Raw genomic sequence first — 1,704 nt, 5'->3', positions numbered from 1 at the left:
GGCTCTGTCGCTGATTTGGGGGTTCTCCGGGCTGCGGACGGATGGGCATCACCTGTGTGTGATGGATGCGGTAAGCGTCGCTGATGTACTTCTGCCGGGCATCGGGGTGAAGTTCGAGAAGGTGGTCCTCGGGGAATCCGAGGTCCGGCTTGTCGTACGGTCTCCGGCGTGCTCGACGGCCTGCCCGGGGTGTGGGCGGAGATCTTCACGGGTGCACTGCTACTACCAGCGGGCTCTCGCAGACCGCCCTGTCGCCGGCCACAGAGTGCTGGTCGATCTGCGGGCACGTCGTCTCGTGTGCCACAACGACCGTTGCGGCCGCAGAACGTTTGCCGAGCAGGTCCCGGCCCTGACCCGTCGATATGCACGTCGCACGAACGCCCTCACTGCTCAGCTCACCGACATCGCCCTGTTTCTGGGCGGACGTCCAGGAACACGTCTGTCCCGACGAATGGCCATCACCACCAGCAAAGATTCACTCCTCCGTCTCATTCGTGCACTTCCCGAACCTCTGCATCGGACCGTTCCGTGCCTGGGCGTTGACGAGTTCGCCATACGCCGCGGTCACACCTACGCGACGATCCTGATCGACATGCATACACACCGCCCCGTTGATGTCCTCGTAGACCGCGCCGCGAACACTCTCGCTGCCTGGCTGCGCGGCCACCCCGAGGTGCGGACCGTCTGCCGCGACCGCGCCGGCACCTTTCGGGACGGCACCTGCGCGGGCGCCCCACAAGCCCGGCAAGTGGCCGACGCCTGGCACTTGCTGCACAACCTGGCCGAGGCCGTCGAACGCATCGTCGGCCGACACCGCGTCGAACTGCGCGAACCCTTGACAGCCCGATCCAGTCAGGGCGACACGTTCGTGCCCCCGGTCGCCGCCTCGCGCGAACTGGACATCCACGGACGCATCCGCCCCTTGGTCACCCGCACCCGCGAACGCCACCAGCAGATCCACGAGCGCATCCAGCGCGGCGACAGCCTGCGGGCCATCGCCCGTGAACTCCACCTCAGCCGCGGCACCGTGCTCCGCTTCGCCCGCGCCACCGAGGTGGAAGAACTCCTCGCCGCAGCCACCCAGCGACCCAGCACAATCGACGACTACCGTATTTACCTGCACCACCGCTGGATGGAAGGCTGCACCAACGCCGCCGCACTGACACGGGAGATCCAGCAGCTGGGCTACCGCGGCAACGTCAACTCTGTCCGCCGCCACCTGCGGCCCTACCGGACCGGGGCGATTCCCACAGACGCCCCGCTGCCACATCTGACCGTCCGACGCGTCACCAACTGGATCATGCGACGGCCCGAGCATCTCACCGACGCCGAGCGCAAGTGTCTCGACGAACTGTGTGAACGCAGCCCCGCTCTGGGCACGACCGCCCAGTACGCGCGCCGCCTGGCCACGATGGTGCGCGAACACCGCAACGAGCACCTGGCCCTCGACGTCTGGCTTGCCGACGTCCGCCTCGACGGACAGCGAGAACTCCGCACCCTGGCCGCTGGGATACGGCGCGACCGGGCAGCCGTCCTCGCGGCCCTGACCACCACCCTCACCTCCGGAGCGGTCGAGGGCAACGTCACCAGAATCAAGCTGCTGAAGAGACAGATGTACGGCCGGGCCAACTTCGATCTCCTACGACGCCGCATCCTCCTCTCGCCGTGATCCACCAGTCGCACCCCCAAATCAGCGACAGAGCC

At 67.1% G+C, this 1,704-nt stretch carries 1 protein-coding gene; it reads left to right on the top strand.

Translation table 11 applies throughout. From position 1 onward, the window contains the following. The first annotated feature begins 61 nt into the window (after window positions 1-61). Complete coding sequence (locus ACFVXC_RS42425; RefSeq protein WP_389917196.1) at window positions 62-1,669, top strand: ISL3 family transposase; 1,608 nt, start codon at window positions 62-64, stop codon at window positions 1,667-1,669. Window positions 1,670-1,704 lie beyond the last annotated feature (35 nt).

The sequence above is a fragment of the Streptomyces sp. NPDC058257 genome, assembly GCF_042881845.1.
Lineage (GTDB): Bacteria > Actinomycetota > Actinomycetes > Streptomycetales > Streptomycetaceae > Streptomyces.
The sequence above is the reverse complement of the archived record's forward strand: the minus strand, read 5'-3'. Positions and strand labels throughout refer to the sequence as shown.

Coding starts and splice junctions, on each gene's coding strand:
- ACFVXC_RS42425 (WP_389917196.1), top strand. CDS start 62: ATGGATGCGGTAAGCGTCGCTGATGTACTTCTGCCGGGCATCGGGGTG.